Below are 20,749 nucleotides of genomic sequence, written 5' to 3'. Positions count from 1 at the left end.
GCCCAGACGAGGGACGGTGGCCGACGGTCATCGTCAACAGCCCTTAATCGTCGCTGGAATGACTGAGAAACTCCACCAGATCCAGACGGCCTTTTTCTCCCAGCTTGTCCTTGTACGGTTTGTTGCCGCTGACCTTGTAGATATCTGTCGCCCGGTTCGCCAGTTCCTTGGCGAGGTCTTTGGTGGGAACCCGCTCCCCCAGGGCCAGGGCCAGACCGCCGCTGACCATCGGCGCGGCCATCGACGTGCCGCTCCAGGCCGCCATACGTCCATCTGGGGCAGGGGCATACACCTGCTCGCCAGGAGCCATGACTTTCAGCTCGGACGCGTAGTTCGAGAAGCTGGACTTGACATCGTTCAGGTCGACACTGCCCACACTCAGGCTGTAATCGCCGCTGCCCTTGGCACTGGCATCCGCCGCTGGATAGGTGATCTTGTTCAGGTTGCTGTTGCCCGCTGAGGACACCACCAGTACCTTCCTGTCCGTGACCTTCTTGATGGCGTCCTGCACGACTTTGGAGTTTTCCTTGCTGCCCAGGCTCAGGTTGATCACGCCGGCCCCGTGGTCGGCGGCCCAGAGGATGGCCTTGGCCACCATGACCACGTCCCCGGAGCCGTCCGAACCCAGCACCCGCAGCGGCATGATCTTTGCGCCGGGGGCCACCTGCAAGACGATGCCCGCGACATTGGTGCCGTGACCGTAGCCGCCGACGCCAAAGGTGCCCTCGTCCTGCGGCGTCGCGTCGCCATCGTAGAAGTCATACCAGGTGGACGGATCGGACAGAGCGGCGGCAAAAGCAGGGTGTTGCAGATCCAGACCGGTATCAATCACGGCGACGGTTACGCCCGCACCCAGCTTGGGGGCCAGACGCTGCGCCTCTTCCAGTCTGATTTTCTTCCACAGCGCGGTGTTTTCAGGAAGTTGGGAGTACTGTCCACCGGCCCACATGCTGATCCTACCGCCCGCCCACATGCTGATTCTTCCACCAGCCCACATACTGATCCTGCCGCCCATCGTGGCCGTCATGGTGCCGCCGCCGCTGAACATGTCCTTGTTCGGCTCGATGTAGACCATGCGTCCGCCCAGAGCATGGAGATTCTGAGAGCCGAGTTGCTGGTTCATGCCGATCATGGCCACGCAATCAGTGTCGTCGCCAGCAGCGCACCCGGCATCGTTCCAAGCCAGCATCTCGCCGCCCACCGCCTGGGCCAGACTCTGGGGCGTGTCGCCGGCTTCCAGCGGCACCAGAGCGACATGGGCAAAACGCTCCTGAGGAGAGGGAGAGGCGGCGGTGGGGGCAGTGCTGGAACACGCGGACAGCAGACCAAGGGTCAACAGGCTGAGGGCGGCAAATTGGTTCTTCATGTCGGAACTCCTTGAGAACAGTCGTATGGGACACGCTTTAAGCCTGTTGAGTCTGTGCGACGCGCTGTCACAAATTTCGTAACTGCGACTGAGAAAAACTTCATGAAGGTCTTGATGCTGGGTGACTTTTACCCTATCGGGGGCCAGACGGGATTCATGGATTGATGGTGGACAGAAATTTCGGCATGCATCAAGTTGTCAGGGTGGGGTATCCGCCAACTGGACGGCCTGACCTTCGACAAAATGTTCACTGACAAGGTCAGCGGTGGCAACGCCAACCGCCCGCGGCTGACCGCCTTACTGAGTCATGTGAGAGAGGGCGACACCGTGGTGGTCCACAGCATGGACCGACTGGCGCGCAACCTCGATGACCTTCGCGCCCTGGTCAACGGATTGACGGAGAGGGGCGTGCGCGTCGAGTTCATCAAGGAAGGCCTGACCTTCACCGGGGAAGATTCGGCCATGTCCAGGCTGCTCTTGAGCGTCATGGGTGCTTTCGCCGAGTTTGAGCGCGCCCTGATCCGCGAGCGGCAGCGTGAAGGGATTGAAGCGGCAAAGAAAGCCGGCGTGTACAGGGGACGCAAAAAGCTCTTGACTGCAGTCCAGGCAAAAGACCTGCGCCGACGCGTCGAGAAAGGCGAGTCAAAGGCCAGCCTTGCCAGAGACTTTGGGATCAGCTAGGAGACGGTCTACCACTACCTGAGGACCGCGCCCGACGCATAAGCTGGACAACAGGCGCATATCGCGCTATTCTGTGCAACATCAAAGGCGGCCTTCGGGTCGCCTTCTTCTTTGCCCCCCATGGACTGAATCTGACAGAGGCCAAAATTCCAGCCCACGAGGTTGCAAAAATGCATCGCCCCTTCACAGTGTTGGACAACAGTTCTCCGCAACGCTGGAAGCTGCAATTTGTCATGTGCCGCGAAACACCGCTTGAACCTTCGTTATCGCAAGGCTCGCAGCCGGGAAAGTGAAAGGATCTCGGCCTTCATCAGGTCTGGACCTCAGAACTCGCTCCGGATCATCTAGAAGTCGCGGCCGGGTGTGGGGGCAGACGCGTCTGCCCCCACACCCGGCCACTGTCCTTTCACGGCTGAATGTTCAGTTCAGCAGCGTCAGGTGGGAGCAAGCTTGCGTGGCGCACCCATCGTAGGTCACCACCGCCACACCGCCGTTGCGGCTGGTGATCATGCTGGAGATCCGGCCCACGGGGGTGGGCGTCATCTTCAGGCTGCTGGTCTCCAGGCGAATGGCCTTGAATCCATTTTGCAGCCACAACACGCCCGGCGTCGCCGCGTCAAGGCCAATGACGATGAAGTTTTGCGGCCCGGGCAGGGTCCCCGTGGAGATCACCGTGGACACACGGCCGTCCGGATCCCGGCGATTCAGGTTGTTGTTGATGTCTGTGAACCAGATGGTGCCGTCATTGCCGATGGCCGCCGTGAAAAATGGATACCTTTCCAGGCGCGTCCCCAGATCACGCACCGCGCCCGTCACGGTATCCACCACCACCGGAAGATCTGTACTCACAGCCAGATAAAGCAACGTCTTCCCATCGGGACTGACCAGAAATTTCGTATTGTCCTGGGAATAGACGCGCGTCCGGTCCATGACGGCCACCTCGCCCGTCACCGGGTTCCAGCGGGTCAGCACCAGGCGCTGGTCTGCAGCGTCGCGGCCGACATACCACAACCGTCCATCGGCGTCTGAGACAGCCTGACCCACACCTTCCGGTGTGACCACGGTGGTGAAGGTGCCGTCCGGTCTGACCAGCCTGGCCTGAGTGCCACTATTCGCGTACGGCAGGGCCACCACGTCACCGCTGCTCAGGCCGACCAGTTGGCCCACCTCTGGCAACGTCACCGTGGCGGCCACGCCGCTGGACGTGAACCGCTTGAGCACCTGGTCATAGGAGTTGTTGGTCTGGGTCTCGGCGATGCCGGTCAGGATCCACACGCCGCTGCTCACCGAGGCCAGGCCTCTCTCGGCCACGCCGCCGTTATTGATCAGCGTGCGCTGGGGGCAGACACCCAGGGTCAGCGACACCGAACTGGTGACCCCGGGGCCGGAGATCTCGATGGTCACATCGCGCTGGATGGGGGGCGCACCTTTGTCCACGGTGATCGGCAGCGTGACCGCCGTGCTGGTGTTGGCCCCCAGCGTGACCTGAACGGGCGCCGCACTGACCCCGGCGGGAAGCCCCTTGAGGCTCAGGGTGACTGGCCCTGCGTAACCGAACAGGCTGACGAGCTGTCCCCGGACGGCTCCCGTTTCTCCCTGACAGACAAGTTCCTCGGGCACTGACGTGCCGAGATCCAGCTTGATGCCGGGCCGCTGGACACTGAGCGTCCCGAAACCACCGCCCACTGACCGGCCCGCGCTGTCGTTCAAGAGGAGCCGGAAGGGCAGGGTGCCCGGGACTGTCCCCGTGTACCGGAAGGTGAGCTGGGTGTCGAGCTGTTGCGGAGCCAGGCCCAGACCTTGCACGAAGGCGCTCTGCCCCTGGGCGGCTCCCAGTGTGGGCAGCGTCAGTCGGGCCGGCTCCACCGTCAACCCAGGCACGTCAGTGGACAGCGTGACTGGACCGGAGACGCCCCCAACCTGCTGGAACCTGGCGGGCACGCTGACGGTTTCATTGGCGGCGAAGGTCAGCGGCGCAGTTCCCAGGTCGACGTTCACAAATGACTCGAACAGCCGGCCTTTGAGCTGCGAGGCCGCCGCCGGGTCCATTGACTTCAGCGTGAGGCGCGTCGGGACATCCGTCTTCGCGCTGTACTCCACGGCGTTCCAGCCTGCTTTCAGATCAAGGTCATAGACCACTGAACCGCTGTTTCCGCAGTCGACGGTTCCACTGGTCCGCGAGGCGACCGTGCTGTAGATGCGGGCCACCGTGCTGCCCGGCACCGTCGCTCCTGCCACGAGTTCCTCTTGAATCTCGCCCAGGGGATCACCCTGGGCCGAATACGCGTACAGCCGGCTGAACCGGAAGATGTCAGGGTTGGCGGTGCTGGTCCCCGTGAAGGTGCATCCACCGAATGGCGGGGGAAGCAGGGTAGACGAGCTGCCGGTGGACGGCGGAGCCACGAGCTTCAGATCCACCTCACCCGACGCACTCAGGGTCCCCCTGGAATTGGCACTGACGCCATCGGTATTGCCGAGCAGCACGTACCCTGCGGGGAACGTTGCCCCAGCCACGGTGCCGCTGATCTTTGCTGGACTGATCGCCGCGCCGCGCTGCGCCGTGTAGGTCAACGTCACGGTCTGGGTGGCGTTGACCGTGACCGTCTGCTCGGCCGGAACATCGAACCCGGGCACGGCGGCGCCCTTGACCGTGACCACGGTCCCCGCTGCGAGTTGTGTGAAGGTCTTGGTTCCGGTCACCGTGTCGTTCCACAGGACCGTATTCCCCGCTTTGACGGAGACAGGAGCCGCCGGGACGCCCACCAGTTTCACGGTGAGGGCGTAGTCGGCGGCGGGTCCAGGACCATTTCCGCCACCACAGGCGGCGAGCACGGCAGAGAGGGCAACAAAAGCAGGAAGTCGGAGTGTCTTCATATTCTCTCAGAATTTTAATGTGTTCCGCGCTGGTGGGGGGAGAGATTTACCACGTTGGACGTATACAGGCGTCTTGTGGAACCTGTGTGCAGCCTCAAATTGGGGGTCCACAGGTCGAAGAATCGCTTGACCTTCGTTTCTGCACGGCTCTAAATTGCAGCACCAGCAACTCTCAGATGACCACTTTACCCAGCGCCGTGGCCAGCCTGCGCAACGACAGCCAACGTCACATACCCCCAACGGGGGTGGAAATTTTCAGAGCCTCCAGCGCTCAAATCTGCCGTACAGAAGAGCCGCAGACGCACTGACGCCTGCCCGGCAAGTCCGGCGAAGGTCCTGTGAGCAAGGTGCCGCTGCACAATTGCTCTGCACGGCTTCCTGGTGCGCCATGAGGAGGTCTAAAGATCAAGTCGGGACGGCGCGGCAGCCCCAGACCGGGGACCCTGGACAGCCGCACCCAGCGGCGTACGGGATGGTGAGACCGTGGTGAAGATCGTTGAACAACCGGGTTGATCGGGCCGGCGGAGAGCGCGGCGCTACTCGCACGGTACGCCTGCCTCTGCTGCTGGAGAAGGACCACGGCCCTTCTGGCCACAGACACCTGGGCCAATCCGGATCAGGATGACCGCCAAAGGCCGCCGCCTGACGGACGGCATGGATCGTGCGTCCATGGCATGATGACCGACGATCATGCTGACCTATCAGACGGGGGACGCAACGAGACCCAGCGGCACAGGCACAAGGGTCATTGTGCATGTGTGCAACGACATCGGGGCGTGGGGCGCCGGCTTCGTGGTGGCACTCTCCCGCCGCTGGCCGGAACCAGAAAGAGCCTACCGAGCCTGGGCAAGAGACCAGAGTGACTTGCCGTTTGAACTGGGACAGGTGCAGTTCGTGGCTGTGGAGCCGGACCTGTGGGTGGCGAACCTGATCGGTCAGCATGAGATTCAGCGCAAAGGCGTCCACACGGACCTGCCCCCAGTGCGGTACGAGGCCATCCGTACAGGTCTGGCGCAGGTTCGCCACTTTTCCCGGGAACATCACGCAAGCGTACACATGCCCCGCATTGGCGCCGGACTGGCGGGCGGGGACTGGGCTGTGCTCGAAGGCATCATCCGTGGCGAACTCGCAGATCAGGGGACAGCGGTCACCGTGTATGACCTCCCAATGCGTCCATGACTTCCCTGACCTTCGAACACATTCACGAAGCTGTGGCTGAAGCTTTTCCGGAACTTGCCCGGCCACTGGCCCTACTCTGTGAGGACGAGATCTTCAGCACGAACGGTGTGCCTCGCCAGTACAGCGGCACGAGCATGTTGCTGCGTTACTTTCTGGAAGTGCTGGTGGCCCTCCCCGTCAGCCCACACCGGAACGCAGCGCTGCACCGGGCCTTCGCGTTCATCGAACGGATGCTCGCATCACCAGATCATGACCTCGTGGGGCTGGCCGAGATCCAGTTGATCGAGGGACAGCCTGCATGGTGGTACCAGCGCGCGCTGCCTTTCGCTGGCCCCCTGTACCAGCAGGCGGCAGGGCGGGTGAGTGGCAAACTCTGGACGCAGGCGACAGCACCGGGTGCCCCACCCTATTCCCCTGAGGTGGACCTGCACGACCTGTACGAGGTGCGGCCCGCGATCGCGTCCATGCTGGCCCCGGACGGCTTGACCCTTGAGGACATCCCGGACCGGGAGCCGACATGATGGGCGCTCCACAGGCCGCACACCGTCTTTCCGCAGCGCAGTGAGACGGGCTGCGGCATGATGCGTGGACGTGACGCGGTCCCCGCCCCCCAGCAATTTCACTCTCAAAACATTGACTCCCCCCTCTAAAATCGCCCCATCCCTGCTTGCTGTTCTGCGGGGGCGGCGAATTTTTCTTCTGCGGGTGCGCCTCTTTCCGCAAATTCGAGGGCTTCTCAGACGCCAGCGCTCCGCAGTTCTTGCTGGGCGTCTTTGATGCTGCCGCGCGCGGTCTGTCCGCCCGCTTTGGTGCCCAGCGCCGTCATGTCCCAGCCGCCCTCACGCCGGGTCAGGCGCGCCATCAGCATGGCGGTAGCGCTCTCCCCGTCGGTGAGGTCAAAGCGTGCCAGTTCGTGCTGGGTGCGCTCGTTGAACAGCCTGCAAAAGGCCCGCCGCACGTCCCTGAAGTTGTGCCCGGAAAAGGAGTTGACGACGAAGACCAGGTGCTGCACGTTCGGCGCGAGCCGGTCCAGATCCACGCTGATGGTCTCGTCGTCGCCCTCGCCGTCCCCGGTCAGGTTGTCCCCGGAATGGCGCACCGCGCCGCCGCCACCGGCGAGCTTCATGAAGAAGATGGTCTCGAGGTGCTTGTGTTTGCTGTCGAACAGCAGGCAGCCGGCGTCCAGATCGATGCTTCGTCCGCTGGCCGCGTCCCAGCCCAGCCCCATGCACGATCCGCTGAGGTCCGGCGCGCCGTCCTCCTTGCGCAGCGAGACCCGCTCGCCCTTGGCCAGCGAGATGGTCGACGTGCCGCTGGCCACCTTGAGCAGGTTGACGGACCCGCCACTTCCTGCCGGGCTGGCTCCTGCTGATCCAGTGGCCAGGCCGGACGCCCGTGAAGCGGTGTTCATCGCAGGGATGGCCGGCCTGGGTGCCGGTGTGGGCGTGGCTGCCGGTGCTGGGCCGCTCTCGACTTCACCGCCGAAGTACCCGATCAATTCGCCGAGCCCTCCGGCGAAGCCCTGCCCGACAGCGGCCAGCTTCCAGTTGCCCTTGTGGTTGTAGATCTCGAACAGCATGGCGGCCTTCTCGCCCTGCAGCCCGCTCAGGGGGTTGAACTCGAATCCCCCGACCTCGGCCTTGAGCACGCCGGCCTTCTTGAGGATCAGGTCGTCGTGGCTGGCGGTGACCATCAGGCGTGAGACCTCGCCCAGCTGCGTGAGATCCAGCTTGAAGTGTGCCTGGGTGCCGGTGAAGCGTCCCTGCACGCCGGGCGAGGACGGATTGTTGTAGAACACGATGCTGTCGTCGCCGGACATCTTGCGCCCGGCGTCCAGCAGGAACACGCTGATGTCGAGGCCCGGAAGGTCATGCGTGACGCTGAGTTCCAGCGACGTCTGGATCAGGTTGTGTTTCTCGCCTGCTGTGATGCGGACTGGCATGCACATCAGTCTAGCGGGCGCTTCCCCGGATTCAGTGCGTGAGGGCTTCAGAAATGCCGCGTTCAGGGCCGGCACCCGACTTGCCCGGCTGCAACTGGACGACGTGAACTGATCCCCGCCGCCGTGTAGGCGAGCACCACGGTGGCCGGCTGATGCTCAGAATGACGCAGGTCAGCCTGGTGTCATCCGTCCGCAGCGCCCTGGCGCTGGATGCTGCACATCGGTGGTGTGGCACGAGCCGCCGCCGGGCTGCGGCATGATGCGTGGAAGGGAATGGAGTGAGCTGGGCAAGGGTTATCTATTTACTGGTCCAGGTAGGCCACCTGGGCGGGCGACAGCACCTGCAGGCTATCCACGGAGATCAAGTCGGACTGGCGAACGACGAAAATCACGGTCTCGGCGATGTCCTCGGGGCGCAGGCAGCTCATGGGCTGGATGCGGTGCCGGGCGGCCACACAGGGGACTGGCGTGGACGTGTCCGGCCCCATGGTCGTGAAGCGGACGCTGTCCCTCCGGTCCTGGTGGCGCATCTGGTCACCAAAACTCCCGGCACCCGGTATGGCGGACAGCGCCAGCTCGAGAGCCTCTCGGGTCACCGAGGAGATGGTCACGATGCGCCCGATGCCCCGGGTGCCCATGGAGGGCAGCGCAGCTTGGGTGGTCCGCACCATCCCCAGCACGTCGCCGCCGAGCATGCCGCGCCAGTCGGTCATGTCGGTGGCCGGACCGAGCAGGGTCAATCCCGCGTTGTTCACCAGGATGTCGACCCAGCCGAACGCGTGGGCGGCACGGTCCACGGCGAGCCGGGCCTGGGCCTCGTCCGTCACGTCCGCGGCCACCACCTCGGCGCGTCCCCCGGCCAACCGTACCTGCTGCGCGAGGGCGTGCACATGCACCTCCTGCCGCGCGACGAGCACCACGTCCACGCCCTGCGCCGCGAGCGCGAGCGCCGTCGCGGCGCCGATGGCATTGCCCGCCCCCGTCACGACCGCGACCTTCCCCGCCAGGTCGTGGGGGCCGCTCCCTGTGGCCAGGGGCGCCCGGCGGCCCCCCGGCGTGGGCGCACCGGGCGCGGAAGGTGTGGCAGGAAGCAGGAGCTCGGCTCCGTCGTCTCGGTGACTTGACATGTAGGGAGTGTCGCCGCTCCAGCCAAAGTTCACCACCCGCCGCCGCCGCCTCGTGCCCCGGAGATGAGAAGCGGCACGCTCAATGGCGTTAAGGAAAGTCAGATTGTGCTACGCAACCATCTGCAGAGTGTTGCTTAAATGCGTCGTAGACGCACTCCAGCCTAGGTCATTTTTCCCTGTGACACTACTGTACATGGCGAGCAGTACGGTGTCCCCATGCTGCGTCCCCAGCACTGCGCGGTCCGCCAGGGTAGGGGCCGCCGCCCCGGGCAAGGTCTGTTTCACCCCCCCAGCCGTCCCAACACGGCCCCCAGCTCGCCCAGCGCGCGGCCCCGCCCCCACGCCTCGCCGGTCACGGTGACGAATCCGCAACCGAGGATCTCGATGCCGGCTTGCCGCCGGTTGCGCAGGAGGTTGCCAGTCAGCCACACATGGACTCCACCGCCCGGCGAGCGCGCTGCATAGCCAGCAATGTCCTGCAACAGGGTCTTCGCAGGACGGGTCAGTGGCGTGTCCAGATCCAGCGCGGTCAGTCCCGTATCGGGGCCCAGGACGATGCCAATTCCCCCCGCTCTGTGCTGGCGGGCCAGCCCATAGGCCTCCGCCAGCGGTAGCCCCGCCCCCCGGCAATCAATTGGACGCAGGACGCCGGCTCTCGGCAATGCCGGCACCTTGCCGGCCTTTCCATTCCCCCGGGGCAGGGCCAGCCAGGGCAACCAGGTTCCCTGGTTCAGCACTTCAGCCGGCAACGTGGCCTGCAGGTGGGTGAGCCGGTGAAGGCCGGGAGGGCAAAATCCCATGCCCTCCCGGTTCGGCACGTCGGTCACACCACATCCGGCGCTGCGGGAGTTTGCTGTCACTGGACGTGGGACTGCTGCCCCCAGTACCGGCGCACCAGATTTCGCGCCGCATTGATGTGGGCGTCCATGACGTGACCGTGGAGGCACGTGAATTCCCGCCCCTGCCGGGTGCCCCGGGTAGACCCCTGACACTGGCTACAGGTCTGGCTGGTGTAAGCGGCTGGAACCCGCTCCACCTCGATCCCACGGGCGTGCGCGCGCTGCCGCGCCCAGGTCTGGTGCCAGTCCGCCACCGCCCGCCGACGGGACACGGCAGAGAAATTGCTTTTGAACCCCCGGTAATCGAGCTGCTCAAGCACCAGCGTGCCGGCATCCGCCAGCACCAGCACCGTGAACGCCTCCAGCGCGGCGCGCGCCGCCGCATAGTTCAGGATCTGTGCGAGCGCGCGCACCTCGGCCGACTCGCCGACGGGCAGAGCCGGCGTGGCCAGCCCCCACGTGACCTCGTGCTGCTGGCCCCAGGCCGCCGTCGCCAGCGGGCGCAGTCCGATGTCTACCCCCACCACCGCACGTCCTCTTGGTCCCAGGTGGTGCGGGGGCTGGGCGAAATACAGAATTAAGAACCAGTGATCGCCCAGTTCGATCAGCCGGGTCAGATCACGCCGCCACGCAGTGGGCGTCCAGCGCTCGTCGGTCAGGTCCACGCCGCTTGCCAGCTGGCGGCCCTGCGCCACCGCCATGCGCACATCCTGCCACCAGATCGTCTCGGCCGTCGACGTCATCGGCGTCAGCAGCGCGGTCAGCAGCTGCTGAACTCCCGGGTATTGGCGGTAGACCCCCAGCGACGCCGTGATGATTGAGGAGTACTCGCCTTCCGGCAGACGGTACAGCTCGCCGGTGACCGTGAGGTTGCCCATCTGGAGTTCGCGGTCGTGCACCAGCGTCTGGGCGTTCAGCAGCGTGTCGGCCGGGCAGTACACCTGCCCCTGGGCCATCACGTCCAGATTTTCCTGTGTGGGCTGTAACTGGCCGCTGGCCACGGCTCGGCGGAGTTGTGGATAGGTGTTGCGGTCCACGCGGACCACATGATGCGTAGTGTGTTCGGGCACATTGCTCCTGTGACTGAGGGGCTTGATCCATTCTTTCCCGTTCAGTACAGGTTTTTCTGTTCTTCGCCCGCTTGACCCTGCTTCTCCCTCTTCCCCTACTTCAGGTGCAGCCCTGCACGGTGGAACTGGCGACAGCTCAACTTGTGAGAGCCGGGGCTGGCGGTGCAGCGCAAGGTGGGTGCAGACTGACCCATGTTGGGCGTGAACTGACCGGTGGTGGGTGCAGAAGGACTGGTGGTGGGCGTGAACTGACCCGTGGTGGGCCGGTGCCAGCCCTGGCCTGCATACGGTGGGGGCGGCCTGTGACTGTGCGCACGGTGGGTGCGGCGGTGAGCCTGAATGGGGTGTGCCCAGGCCGGATGGAGCGCGGCGTGTTGTGGCCAGGACGTCATTCCCAGGCTGGGGAGCGCGGTGGACTGGGCCCGGGCAGACGCGCCGCATCACGAAAACGAGCAGAGATCTGGTGCAGGGAAGTGTTAGGTCATTGCAAGTCTTGCCGCATTGCGTTGCTGTGGTCTGGACGGCATTGAGCGTCAGAACATGAGAATGCCCGCACGCCGTCGAGGATCGTCATCCCGGCGCTCTCATCTGCCGTCACCACGGCCGTGCCGCCCCAACGTGAGCGCCTGAAAGCGCATCGGTGCCCACGCCCTACGGTGATTCACACGGTGGGTCAGACGGCCTGATGCCCCCCATGGTGGGGCCGGCGACAGATCCCGCCGGCATGGTTCGCATAGGCGCTTGATGGAACGTGCGCCCAGCCCGGCCACAGGGTGGAACCGAGCACAGCCAACCGCAGTGTCGCGCCCGATGGGCCACTGCCCACGCCGGGTAACCCCTGATGGGTCTGGCGGCCGGCGCACACAGCGCATGGTGGGTTCACAGTGGACGGCCGTGCGATACGGCCGTAGGTCTGGCGTAGGTGGGTCCTGCCCGGTCAGGAAGACCAGGTGAGCAGAATTGTGTCCGCCCACGCGTCCTGCCTGCCTATCATGGGATGGTGTTACGCACTCGCTGGCTCCTGACCGCCGCCCTGCTGTTCGGCCACGCGTATGGACAGGCCACCGCGCCGGCCGTGCCGCCCGTCCCCACCCTGCTCACGCCCGGCAAGGTCACCGTTGAGATCCTGAACGTTGTCTTTCCAGACGATGTCCTGGCACTTGAGGCCCGTGTCCAGGAGGCGATCAGGGGGCGGCCGGCCTGGTACCTGGATCTGTTAGCGCGGACATCCGAGAGTGAACTCATCCCTTATGACGTCCGCCTGGGCATCAGCGAAGCAGAATTTCAGCGTCTCGCCACCGCCCGCCGCACCGTCACGGTAACCGGGTGCAGCACCATCACGCTCCTGACCATCAAGGAAGTGCCTGGGCAGGTCTACCTGCGCGGCGGTTCCGGCCTTGACGGTCTCAACGGCGTTTCGTTCCGGCCCAGTTCTGGGGGCATCTACTGGGTCAACACCCGCATTGGCACGGCGAGCGGCCAGCGCGCCTTCACCACCTCTGCCGACGATCCGCTGGGAGTCCACTCGGGCTACACCTGGTTCCTGGGCACGCGGCGGGATGGGCAGCTCAACAACCAGTGGGCAGTGCTGGACCTCTCCCGTGACCAGACCGGCCGGTTGATCGTGGCGTACGTCCTCCAGGAGCGGCGGGACGGTCAGGCCGTCCGCAACGTGAACGTGGTGGTCCGCACCGCCAATTGTCAGTCCTGAACAAGCACATTCAGGCGGATTCAAGGTTCCGGCACCACCTGAGCTGGAGAACACTGGCACTGATCTCTCTCTCTTGACACCAAAGAAAAAGCCCCACGCACTGTGGGGCGGTATTCCTGCCGCACACGGGCAGGTCCTGCTGATTGAAAAGAGCCTGGCCTGCGCGCTGTCACAGGCGCATGACGTTCGTCCCGCACATGAAGGCTTGCTCTGCAGGCTGCCCAGATCTGAAAGGCCGAACGCCCGACCAGAGCTTCATCGCGCTGCATTGGCCAGACGCGTTGGAGGTCGGAGTGACCCAATGCTGAACGAGAGATGTGTCGTGGAGGATGAAGCTGCCTGTGCAGGAATGGGCGTGGACCCGCCTTCCAGGGACTGATGCAGCGTTCGTCCGTGTGTCGGCGCCATACAACGCTTCCGGTACCCATTCCGCCCTGGGGGCGCGGCCAGGGACATTTTGCGGCCCTGGGCAGGGTGTGATGTGACCATGCCCGAACCTTCGCTTGCCTACCGTACCGTCTCCATCGGAGCGGCCCTGCTCACGGGAACCATCGCGACGGTGCATGTGTACTGGGCAGCAGGCGGAAAGGTGGGTCTGACGGCGGCGCTCCCCGAAGCGGACAGCGGAGGGCCTGCGTTCACGCCGTCCCCCATGATGACGTTGGGTGTGGCTGCCGGGCTGGCGGGCATGAGCGCGGCCGCCCTAGACGCCCACTCTCCCCGGATGCGCTGGCCCCTGCGCCTGACCACCCTCGTATTCCTGCTGCGGGCCGTCGGGGATGGGCGCAAAATCGGCCTGACCCGGCAGGCTGGGGACAGTCCGTTTGCCCGCAACGATGCGCATCTGTACACCCCACTCTGCCTGGTCCTGGCCGCCCTGTACGGCGTGCTGGCGGTCAGGCACCGCAGCCAGTAGACGGGCACGGAGGGCAGCCAGAATGTCCACGGGCACAACCATCTTCTGACAAACTCTCTCCCATGGTCAGTCTCCACCCGCCCACCCATGTGCAGGAACTGCGTCACGCCGAAGTGGACCCACGGATTCGCTGGTTCCGTGCCGGCGAGGAGGTGGACACCTTCGCCGTGGTCACGGCCCGCTTCCTGATCTTCGTGGACACCATGGCGACCCCCGCCCTGATGCGTCAGGTGACCGAGGCTGTTCGCCCGGACGTCGCCGGACGCACGGTCCTGGTACTCAACACCCATGCCGACTGGGACCACGTGTACGGCAACAGCCTCTTCAACCCAGAGGGAGACCTGCCGGGCCTGCTGATCGCCAGCGAGGCCACCCGGGACCGCCTGCTCTCTGGCCCCGCCCAGGACCGCCTGCGGCAGCAGCAGGCCCAGGATTCCCGCTTCGCCGACGTCATTCTGGTCAGCCCTGACGTGACCTTCCCCGAGCGCCTGACCCTGCACGGCGGCGACCTCACCCTCGAAGTCCTGCCCACACCGGGCCATACCCCCGATCACGTGTCGGTCTGGATTCCGGAGCTGGGCACGGTCCTGGCAGGCGACGCCGCGGAACATCCTTTTCCCCAGGTGCGGGGCGGGGCCCAGCTCGCGGTCACCCGGACCTCCCTCGAGCGTCTTCAGGCACTTGACCCGCAGGTGGTGCTGCCCTGTCACGGTGGCACCACCACGCCCGAGCTCCTGACGCGGAATCTGGAGCATTTCGAGTTCCTGCGTACGCAGCTGGGACGTCTCCCCTCACCTGCTGACTGGCTGGACCGTCCCCTGGAGGCTGGTGAGTTCACTGGGGCGTCTTACGCCCAGTCCCTCGCACGGCTGGGAGAACGGCCCGGCACCGTCCCGGCCTTCTATCAGGACTTTCACACCGACGCGCTGCACGCCACCTTGGAGGACCTCGCCGGCCTCCACTGACGCCGGCGGGAATGGGGGCCGCAGCCGAAGTCTGGCTCAGCCGGGACTCCCAAGGCCGCCTGCCGCCGTGGGGAACAGCCGCAGCGCCTGCGCTCTGCCCGCCACCGTGCTCAGATACCTCGCCTGAGGCTGAAGACCGACGCGGGGCAGATCGAGACGGTCAGCGTCCCAGCACGCGCCCACGGTGGGTTCGTCGGTGGTCTGGCCGCTGGCGTGGTGTTCGCACGCCCACTGCAGCAGCTTCAGCTGGGTGTCGGTGAGGCCCAGCCGGGTCCGGTCATGGTCGACCAGTCGGACTGCCCGGTGACCGTGAAGGGGATCTGCGCCCTCGCTGTGCCGGGCCGCGTCATGGAACAGGCCGAACCAGCGGGCCACCTCGGCGTCACCTCCCCCCAACTGGGCGAGGCGCACGGCGGTCTCCTCGACGCGCTGCCAGTGTTGCGGCCCTTGCAGGGAGCCGGGACCGAGAGCGAACTGGGCAATCAATTCAGCCTTGATCGCCGCATACGGGTCGGCGGCCTGCGCGGGCATGGAAGAGGTCACAGAAAAGATCATGCCCCATCCACCATCCGATTCAGCGTCCTGGCGACCATCGCCGCCGGTGCTGGGACGCACGGCGTCACGGCCGTGCCGACCGGCCGCTCCGCCTGATAGGGAGGCGTGACCAAATCCCCAGAACTCAGTCACCTCCCCCTAAGAATCGCCCTGACCTTCGCGGTCTGCTGACCGCACTCTTCCGGAACCCTCATCAGGTGTGAGGGTCCCGGCTCTCCTGGAATCAGCTCACTGACCCGCGCCTGGTCCAGGTCACCAGCTCGCGAACAATAACGGCCCACTGGGCCTCGTCCGGTTCGTGGGCCATGTCGGCGTACTCCAGCGGCTGGACTCCAGCGGCTTCGCGGTCGTACGCGCCGACCACCACCAGGGTCGGCACGTTCAGCCTGGCAGCGTGGGTCACCACCGAGCCTTCGCGCCACTGTTCCGGGGTCAGAATCGCGTCGTAGCAGCGCCTCAGAAAGCGGAGACTGGACGTGTCATAGACTGCACGCAGGTCGGTGGGGGCACTCACCGCCACCACATGCGTGGCGCAGGAGACCTGTCCCCCGGGGACGGAGACGCTCAGCAGCGCGCTCAGCCCACCCATGCTGAAGCCCAGCAGCACCAGCGGTCCCTTGACCCCAGGCTGTCCGGTCAGCCACTCCAGCGCCGCGCCCAGATCGGCCGGCCCGCTGAGGCCGTAGTCGTCGCAGCCCGCCGAGCCTCGCCAGCCGCGTTGGGACAGGCTCAGGGCGTGCCAGCCGGCGGCGTGCAACTGCAGCGATCAGGCCAAGAACCTGTTCCGGTTCGCGCCCGGCGCTGAGATCAATGAAATGCAGGTGGTCAATCTGAGGTCCCCCCGGCTGCCTGAGGGCGTGGTCCAGGTGCAGGGCCAGGGCAGTCTTACCGATCCCTCCTGGGCCGCGCAGGGTGAGCAGCCGCACGCCGGCATGCAGCATCTTCAGCAGCTGGTGCAGGTCGTGCTCGCGGCCGTACAGCGGGACGAGCGCACGCCGCGGTGGTGACCCCGGCCGGTGGTCCATAGATCAGTGTAGACCCCGGAGGTGGACTGTTCTGGCTGGACTGAACTGGGTTGATCCGGTGGGTCACTGGTTCCAACAGCAGGACGTGGTGACGCAGCTTCGGTGCCCTTCAAGTGACGGACCGCTCAAGCGGGTTGAACAGAACTTTGGCCAGCGCTGGGTCAAGCTGTGGACGCAGCAGGACCGCCCGGGGCCGGCTACTGGGTGGTTCGGCACAGCACGATGTCTCACCTCGTTCTGCCGTGATTCCTGTGGGGCTTTCCTACAACTGTACCTGGACACGAGGTGCGACATTGGCCCCCGGACGTCCGGCGAACACCGCGTCGCCAGCTCCATTGGGGGCCGTCATGATGACCGGTCCTGCACAGAACCGCGCCTCACCGTCAGTCCTACCCAGTTCAGAACGGTGATCCGTCCCCTCTTTCCTGCACCCGTGCGCCTGGCGTACACACAGCCCCCTGGTCGATGCTCTGCCCCCTGGTGCGGACGGCCGCAGCATCCGCGACTGTAAACGGCGGCCTGCCGAGACGCAGGCTCATCCGAAGCGCCCGCGCGCCAGTCACCTGGCAGCGAACTTCCATTGAGTGAACACGCGCCGCTCAGGCTGCGCCGCTGGGCATCGACGTACGCGTCCAGACTCGGTCCTTCATGCCAGACGCCGCAGAACCATCCAGGGCGGCCAGTTCAGATGCGCCGATTGCCTCCCTGGACGCACGCTTTCAGAACCCGCAGGGCGCGCAGATCCCCACCCACGCCCTGGGTCCAGCAGCGCCGGCGCAGGGGCGGCCTGGTCAGCTTTCGCGCGCAGTGATGCCGGCGCGATGCCCCCCGGCGGTCCAGGGCCGCGCCATCTGCGGTTCCAGGGCAGGTCTCGGTTCATCCCCCCCTGTGTCCACATCTCGCACCTAGGGGGCGCAGCGACACGCGGGTCCAGGCCGCTTCCCGGCCAGACACGCGGTCCACCGTGGGTTAATGACGCTGGTGGGGGGCAGACTGGAATGGACTCAGCGCTGTCCGGCCCCGGTGACGACGGCGGGGCACAACGCGTGTCCGTCAGGGGCCGGCCAGTCTGCCGCTGCCGGGTCGTGGGCTCAGCTGGCCGCCCGCCCCAGCCACCGCGCCTCATCAACAAGGTCCGTCGTGACGTATCCGCACAGCCATGCGACCAGTTCTTCCCGTCCCAGCAACGTGGGCAGGAGCCCCAGCTCTTCCGGGGACAGGCCACGCTGCAGCAATTCCTGCCCGATCTCCTGGGCCGCGAGGATCAGGGTACCGGGGGGCACGTCGCGCAGCTCATTCAGCAGCGCTGCGGCACGCACCTCCAGAAGCACGGGTTCGGGGGCCGGCAGGTCCGTTGGCCACGCCCCGTCCAGAAAGGCGCGCTGCGCGGCGGATATCAGCAGTTCCCAGCCTGGGCGCTCTTCCATCCATGCAGCAAATTGGTTGCCTTTCAGCACCGACAGATAAGGACCAAGCTCAACGGAGCCGGGCCGGGGCCATTCCACGGGCGGCCCGGCGACCGGACTGGACCACGGTGAGGCGATCTGGACGCAGGTCTGGGCCGCGTCTTCAACCTGTGAGGGCCCGGGCGTGCCCTCTTTTCTCAGGGGACGGGCGACGGGCTTCAGACGCGCCGTCAACTCACGGCAACGCACAAAGTAGGTGGCCGGACTCAGGTGCAGCAGGGTCAGCGCGAGCTGCCCCACCGCCCGCCACTGTGCGCTGCGGCGCCCGAAATCCGTCTGCGCCACCGCCCGAAGCAGCCGCTCCATGGCCACCGCAGCGTTGTTGTTTCCGAGATCCTCGGCAAAAGCGGGCCGGGGCGCGTCAGTGAGGATGTACACCGCCGATTCAGGATCAATCCGCGCCGGCTCGCGCAGCAGCATGGTGCTGCCGTCCATCAGGGCCTGTCCCTGGCGTTCCCCGCGCGTTACGGTCTGGGCGTGCCCACGCAGGAGCGGTGTCCCTGTGGCTTCCTTCCACCAGGCCGCGCCCCGCACCACCGTCCGGCGCTCGTACCCCAGCACGTGGGCGATGGCACCCTGGGTGCTGAAGATGCGGACGCAAGCCGTGCCCGGGGGCCGGCCCGTGACGAGGGTGGTCATGGCCTCACCCAGGGTCAGCAGCAGCTGGGCTCCACGCGGCGCGCCGGGCATGTAGGCCACCTCGCCGGCGGCCTGCCAGTTGGCTTCCAGCGCCTCAACGGTCCGGGGCGTCTCCGCGGGACGATGCTGGTCGGGCGCCCCGACCACCTCGGGAACACACAGGGCGTCGTACTCGCTCAGTTTGAGCGAGTCGCAGGTGTCGGCCAGCAGGCCCAGCACCTGGGACAGGTTCAGATCAGTGTCATGGGACGGTGTCATACAGGAAACCTCTGGGTGGCGTGGACAGGCGGCAGGCCGGTCTAAGGCTCCCGCTGCAGGGCGTCATTCTCAGCACAAGCCCGAAGGACCCGCGCATCGTATGCGCCCGACCCCTGACGTCACACCCCCGCACCGACGGGTTGCTGCGGCACACCCAGCAGCGTCCGCAGTCCGGCACGGCCGCTGTACGCCGCAGCCCTGGACCGCCGGGGCGATGGAAAATCCACCTGCGGCCTCCGTCCAGGCCAGTCAGGGGGCAAGAACCCGTCCCTGGCCTGCAGGACATGCCAGGACCGACGCTGGAACCTGACGTGCCCCGCCGAGGTGAATGTCTCACCTTGTCAGTCAGCGCGGTCTGTACTGTTGATTCTGATGGCCGTACCTGACACGAGGTGAGACATCCTGGCCGTCGACACGCTTTCCACGGCACGCCCGGATCTCACTGGAGATCACCTGCGCGCCATTTCAGGAGAGCTGTGACCAGCCGTGGGCGGGTGGCTGCGCCAGGTGTCTGTCCGGCCTGGCCTTCTTCGTTTTCTGTAGAAACGATCTCCCGGTGGCCGAGCGCTCACCTGGGTGACACGGCAACCGAACATTCCACCTCGCACCGATCAATCGTGACCCGCCGGTGTGGGACGTGGCGACCATCCCGACGGTGCATAGCGCGGGTCCGGTGCACTCCAGCACCATCCAGTTCAGCGCCTGGCGGCCGCGCGGCGTCCCCCATCCAGATGCTGGCCGGCTCGGCACGGGCCAGCATCGTGCCCAACAGACCCACGCCAGGCGCCCCGCGACTGCCGACATGCGCCCGGGGGCCGCCCTCTGGGCCACGGTCCACCGGCGTAGCGAAAGGCGACCCCCGCCCCAGCAGCGCGTGCGGGGCGGGACATCTGGATCTGGAGGCTCAGCCCTGCAGGGCACCCTGGATCACAGCAGATACGCAAAATGGCGGGCGATATAGCTGTCGACGTCCTCGTCCTCCCACGTTTCCCGAAGCGGCAGGGGCAGAACCCGCTACCGTCCACCCCTGATCTTGCGGGAAAGATCGACGACCATTTCCAGGGCGTCCTCAAGCGAATTGCCGTCATCGAGCTCGGACTCGATCAGCCACCAGGCGTTGGGATGCAGTTCCAGCATGCAGGCCAGTCGGTGCAGGATGGGAATAGCGCTGGGAACGCGCCCCGCAATGATCCGGGGCAGCATGTCAGAGGGAGGCTGGGCGAGTATGTGGCTGGCAACGCGGCGCCGGGTGTCATTCATCCGGATAGCTTCACATCCGCAGGGCAGGGTTCACCACCCCGCACCGCCGGGTTGGCATGCGCAGGATGAAGGACAGACCCAGGTGCGAGGCAGCCCGGGCGCGCGTCAGTGCCGGGGACCCGCGCTCTGGCCCTACCTGGAGTGATCCCACAGCATCCCACCCACAGCGGCATGTCCCCAGGCCGCCTGACCTGGCCGCCTTCTCTGAGACTCGACCGAAGGATCACAGCCGCCGCGTGCGATGCCCCCCCAGGGACTTTGACATTCCCTCTGGGCGCTGGGGGCTGGTGCCCGCCTGCAGCCCGGTTCCCGGTCACTGGGATTCTTGAACCGAGGCCCAGCGCTGTGAGGCACAGAGCCACACGTCGGGACGGGGGTGTCGGCTCCCACTTCCCCGGGCTACAACAGTGATGCAGAGGCGCCGCATCCGCTCAACGCCGCTGCACCTCAACTTTCGACCATAGGAGAATGAACATGACTTGTCGATTTTGTGAAAGACGCCTCAGCCGATTGGACAAAGCCCGCGACGGTGCTCGCGAACCGTTCGTCCTGACTAACCTGAAGGAAATCCTGAAGAACCATGGTGCTCTTGAAGACGCACAGATCAACGATTCCCACTCAAATGGGCTGGGTGAGATATGCGCCGTGATGCCGTCTGACGTCGACGACCTCATTAAAATATTCACCGAGGGTACGGATTTCGGTGATGAGGAAGAGAAAGAGGCTTACGCCCTGGACGTTCGGGCGAAGTTCATCTCTGCTGATGCGTGGCTGACGAGGGAGGAGGACGAGTATGACTTGGAGCCCTGGTACGGCTCCGCTGACTGGCACGAGGTGGCCGGCCAGAAATAGACCATTATTGACCAGCGCCCCTTG

Annotated in this window: 19 protein-coding genes; 8 read left to right on the top strand and 11 right to left on the bottom strand. The window is 65.7% G+C overall.

Annotated features, from left to right (window positions below; all coding sequences use genetic code 11):
• Positions 1 to 43: 43 nt before the first annotated feature.
• Positions 44 to 1,366, bottom strand: a complete 1,323-nt coding sequence (locus tag BOO71_RS23225) for a S8 family serine peptidase (protein ID WP_075836567.1) — start codon at positions 1,364 to 1,366, stop codon at positions 44 to 46.
• Between the two features lie 243 nt (positions 1,367 to 1,609).
• Here BOO71_RS23225 and BOO71_RS23220 point away from each other — a divergent pair, with 243 nt between their 5' ends.
• Positions 1,610 to 2,047 (top strand): recombinase family protein, encoded by a 438-nt coding sequence (locus tag BOO71_RS23220; RefSeq protein WP_139323144.1) that lies wholly within the window; start codon positions 1,610 to 1,612, stop codon positions 2,045 to 2,047.
• A 420-nt stretch (positions 2,048 to 2,467) separates the two neighbouring features.
• Here the strand turns inward: BOO71_RS23220 and BOO71_RS23215 are convergent, their stop codons facing one another.
• Positions 2,468 to 4,921, bottom strand: coding sequence for a hypothetical protein (locus tag BOO71_RS23215; RefSeq protein ID WP_139323143.1), 2,454 nt, complete (start codon positions 4,919 to 4,921; stop codon positions 2,468 to 2,470).
• Between the two features lie 864 nt (positions 4,922 to 5,785).
• Between BOO71_RS23215 and BOO71_RS28910 the strand changes: the two genes are divergently transcribed.
• Together BOO71_RS28910 and BOO71_RS23205 are read left to right on the top strand one after the other, a co-directional pair.
• Positions 5,786 to 6,100, top strand: a complete 315-nt coding sequence (locus BOO71_RS28910) for a hypothetical protein (protein ID WP_254843275.1) — start codon at positions 5,786 to 5,788, stop codon at positions 6,098 to 6,100.
• On the top strand, positions 6,097 to 6,621 hold the full coding sequence (locus tag BOO71_RS23205; protein ID WP_075836559.1) for a hypothetical protein: 525 nt from the start codon (positions 6,097 to 6,099) through the stop codon (positions 6,619 to 6,621). Before BOO71_RS28910 ends, BOO71_RS23205 begins: the two co-directional genes overlap by 4 nt.
• 215 nt (positions 6,622 to 6,836) lie before the next feature.
• Here the strand turns inward: BOO71_RS23205 and BOO71_RS23200 are convergent, their stop codons facing one another.
• The 5 genes from BOO71_RS23200 to BOO71_RS28085 form a co-directional block, all read right to left on the bottom strand.
• Positions 6,837 to 8,042 (bottom strand): TerD family protein, encoded by a 1,206-nt coding sequence (locus tag BOO71_RS23200; RefSeq protein WP_075836557.1) that lies wholly within the window; start codon positions 8,040 to 8,042, stop codon positions 6,837 to 6,839.
• A 302-nt stretch (positions 8,043 to 8,344) separates the two neighbouring features.
• Positions 8,345 to 9,028: an SDR family NAD(P)-dependent oxidoreductase gene (locus BOO71_RS23195; RefSeq protein WP_254843274.1), complete on the bottom strand. Its 684-nt coding sequence runs from the start codon at positions 9,026 to 9,028 to the stop codon at positions 8,345 to 8,347.
• Between the two features lie 422 nt (positions 9,029 to 9,450).
• Complete coding sequence (locus BOO71_RS23190) at positions 9,451 to 9,996, bottom strand: hypothetical protein (RefSeq protein ID WP_075836555.1); 546 nt, start codon at positions 9,994 to 9,996, stop codon at positions 9,451 to 9,453.
• Between the two features lie 29 nt (positions 9,997 to 10,025).
• Complete coding sequence (locus BOO71_RS23185; RefSeq protein WP_175607516.1) at positions 10,026 to 11,078, bottom strand: zinc ribbon domain-containing protein; 1,053 nt, start codon at positions 11,076 to 11,078, stop codon at positions 10,026 to 10,028.
• Positions 11,079 to 11,173: 95 nt separating this feature from the next.
• Positions 11,174 to 11,470 carry a hypothetical protein gene (locus tag BOO71_RS28085; RefSeq protein WP_175607515.1) on the bottom strand — a complete coding sequence of 99 codons (297 nt, stop codon included), beginning with the start codon at positions 11,468 to 11,470 and terminating at the stop codon, positions 11,174 to 11,176.
• Positions 11,471 to 12,078: 608 nt separating this feature from the next.
• Here BOO71_RS28085 and BOO71_RS23180 point away from each other — a divergent pair.
• The 3 genes from BOO71_RS23180 (at position 12,079) to BOO71_RS23170 (ending at position 14,670) form a co-directional block, all read left to right on the top strand.
• Entirely contained in the window at positions 12,079 to 12,789 is a 711-nt protein-coding gene (locus BOO71_RS23180; protein WP_139323142.1) for a hypothetical protein, read from the top strand.
• Positions 12,790 to 13,276: 487 nt separating this feature from the next.
• On the top strand, positions 13,277 to 13,705 hold the full coding sequence (locus tag BOO71_RS23175) for a DUF3995 domain-containing protein (protein WP_083653763.1): 429 nt from the start codon (positions 13,277 to 13,279) through the stop codon (positions 13,703 to 13,705).
• A 62-nt stretch (positions 13,706 to 13,767) separates the two neighbouring features.
• Positions 13,768 to 14,670: an MBL fold metallo-hydrolase gene (locus tag BOO71_RS23170; RefSeq protein ID WP_075836549.1), complete on the top strand. Its 903-nt coding sequence runs from the start codon at positions 13,768 to 13,770 to the stop codon at positions 14,668 to 14,670.
• Positions 14,671 to 14,706: 36 nt separating this feature from the next.
• Here the strand turns inward: BOO71_RS23170 and BOO71_RS23165 are convergent, their stop codons facing one another.
• Together BOO71_RS23165 and BOO71_RS23160 are read right to left on the bottom strand one after the other, a co-directional pair.
• Complete coding sequence (locus BOO71_RS23165; protein WP_139323141.1) at positions 14,707 to 15,213, bottom strand: HD domain-containing protein; 507 nt, start codon at positions 15,211 to 15,213, stop codon at positions 14,707 to 14,709.
• A 235-nt stretch (positions 15,214 to 15,448) separates the two neighbouring features.
• On the bottom strand, positions 15,449 to 15,982 hold the full coding sequence (locus BOO71_RS23160) for an alpha/beta hydrolase family protein (protein WP_075836547.1): 534 nt from the start codon (positions 15,980 to 15,982) through the stop codon (positions 15,449 to 15,451).
• 58 nt (positions 15,983 to 16,040) lie between these two features.
• Here BOO71_RS23160 and BOO71_RS29235 point away from each other — a divergent pair, with 58 nt between their 5' ends.
• Positions 16,041 to 16,232, top strand: coding sequence for a hypothetical protein (locus BOO71_RS29235; protein ID WP_083653760.1), 192 nt, complete (start codon positions 16,041 to 16,043; stop codon positions 16,230 to 16,232).
• A gap of 1,109 nt (positions 16,233 to 17,341) precedes the next feature.
• Here the strand turns inward: BOO71_RS29235 and BOO71_RS23150 are convergent.
• Both BOO71_RS23150 and BOO71_RS23145 read right to left on the bottom strand, forming a co-directional pair.
• Positions 17,342 to 18,613: a hypothetical protein gene (locus BOO71_RS23150; protein ID WP_075836545.1), complete on the bottom strand. Its 1,272-nt coding sequence runs from the start codon at positions 18,611 to 18,613 to the stop codon at positions 17,342 to 17,344.
• Between the two features lie 1,014 nt (positions 18,614 to 19,627).
• A complete protein-coding gene (locus tag BOO71_RS23145) occupies positions 19,628 to 19,816 on the bottom strand; it encodes a hypothetical protein (RefSeq protein WP_139323140.1) in 189 nt (62 codons plus the stop codon).
• A gap of 567 nt (positions 19,817 to 20,383) precedes the next feature.
• Here BOO71_RS23145 and BOO71_RS23140 point away from each other — a divergent pair.
• Positions 20,384 to 20,725, top strand: coding sequence for a hypothetical protein (locus tag BOO71_RS23140; protein ID WP_139323139.1), 342 nt, complete (start codon positions 20,384 to 20,386; stop codon positions 20,723 to 20,725).
• Positions 20,726 to 20,749: the final 24 nt, after the last annotated feature.

It is taken from the genome of Deinococcus marmoris, from assembly GCF_001949125.1.
GTDB classification, from domain to species: domain Bacteria; phylum Deinococcota; class Deinococci; order Deinococcales; family Deinococcaceae; genus Deinococcus; species Deinococcus marmoris_A.
This window is presented reverse-complemented; position numbering and strand designations above follow the sequence as displayed.

Excerpts from the sequence above, each read along its gene's own strand:
- BOO71_RS23150 (WP_075836545.1), bottom strand. The coding sequence starts at position 18,613 with ATGACACCGTCCCATGACACTGATCTGAACCTGTCCCAGGTGCTGGGC.
- BOO71_RS29235 (WP_083653760.1), top strand. The coding sequence starts at position 16,041 with ATGCAGGTGGTCAATCTGAGGTCCCCCCGGCTGCCTGAGGGCGTGGTC.
- BOO71_RS23170 (WP_075836549.1), top strand. The coding sequence starts at position 13,768 with ATGGTCAGTCTCCACCCGCCCACCCATGTGCAGGAACTGCGTCACGCC.
- BOO71_RS23200 (WP_075836557.1), bottom strand. The coding sequence starts at position 8,042 with ATGCCAGTCCGCATCACAGCAGGCGAGAAACACAACCTGATCCAGACG.
- BOO71_RS28085 (WP_175607515.1), bottom strand. The coding sequence starts at position 11,470 with ATGACGTCCTGGCCACAACACGCCGCGCTCCATCCGGCCTGGGCACAC.
- BOO71_RS23225 (WP_075836567.1), bottom strand. The coding sequence starts at position 1,366 with ATGAAGAACCAATTTGCCGCCCTCAGCCTGTTGACCCTTGGTCTGCTG.
- BOO71_RS23215 (WP_139323143.1), bottom strand. The coding sequence starts at position 4,921 with ATGAAGACACTCCGACTTCCTGCTTTTGTTGCCCTCTCTGCCGTGCTC.
- BOO71_RS23145 (WP_139323140.1), bottom strand. The coding sequence starts at position 19,816 with ATGCTGCCCCGGATCATTGCGGGGCGCGTTCCCAGCGCTATTCCCATC.
- BOO71_RS23220 (WP_139323144.1), top strand. The coding sequence starts at position 1,610 with ATGTTCACTGACAAGGTCAGCGGTGGCAACGCCAACCGCCCGCGGCTG.
- BOO71_RS23205 (WP_075836559.1), top strand. The coding sequence starts at position 6,097 with ATGACTTCCCTGACCTTCGAACACATTCACGAAGCTGTGGCTGAAGCT.
- BOO71_RS23175 (WP_083653763.1), top strand. The coding sequence starts at position 13,277 with ATGCCCGAACCTTCGCTTGCCTACCGTACCGTCTCCATCGGAGCGGCC.